Source organism: Streptomyces recifensis (assembly GCF_002154615.1).
Lineage (GTDB): Bacteria > Actinomycetota > Actinomycetes > Streptomycetales > Streptomycetaceae > Streptomyces > Streptomyces griseoluteus.
Genome location: NZ_MUNH01000798.1, coordinates 1 through 602 on the forward strand (window position 1 = coordinate 1; position 602 = coordinate 602).

Annotated in this window: 1 protein-coding gene; it reads right to left on the bottom strand. The window is 70.3% G+C overall.

Features of this window, described 5'->3' with window-relative positions:
* Positions 1–521, bottom strand: a 521-nt coding sequence (locus CCN33_RS29805; RefSeq protein ID WP_086696439.1) for a TIGR03086 family metal-binding protein, incomplete at its 3' end; no start/stop codon positions are given.
* Positions 522–602 lie beyond the last annotated feature (81 nt).

Below are 602 nucleotides of genomic sequence, written 5' to 3' on the forward strand. Positions count from 1 at the left end.
CGGTGGGAGGTGCCGACGGTCATGGGCGACTCCGCCAGGCCGGCATAGGTCTCGACAAGGTTGTCCTCCACCCAGGCGACGAGGCGGGGATCGAGTTCCTCGGGGGCATTGACCGCCCTTGCCAGGTCCCACGAGTGGATGGCCGCGTCCGTAGTGCGCATGGCGAGGCCTTGTGCTCCGGTCACCGAGCCGAGGGGATGGTCAAGTATCCGGTCGAGGGCACCCGGCGCCCCGAATGCCGCGGCGCACTCCCGCATCGACCGGACGTACGCACACACCGGGTCGCCGTGGAGGGCATCGCTGTCCCGGAGCCGGAGGAATTCGGCGGCCGAGCCGCCGTTCAGCAGAGCGACGTAGCCGAGGTTTCCCCGGGTCATGTGGTTGACCAGGCTGTGCACGTCCCATTCCGGGCAGGGCGTCGGTGCCGCCCACTGCTCGGGCCGTACCGCGCGCAGCCTGCGAGTGAACTCGGAGCCGGACAGCAGGTAGAGGTCGATGATGTCGGCGAAGCGGCGTGACATGGGCGCAGCGTAGGAGTGCCCGAAGGCCGTGTGCTGGCGGAAATCGGCCCCGGACGTGCCGCCGTCCGTTCCGCGGGCCGC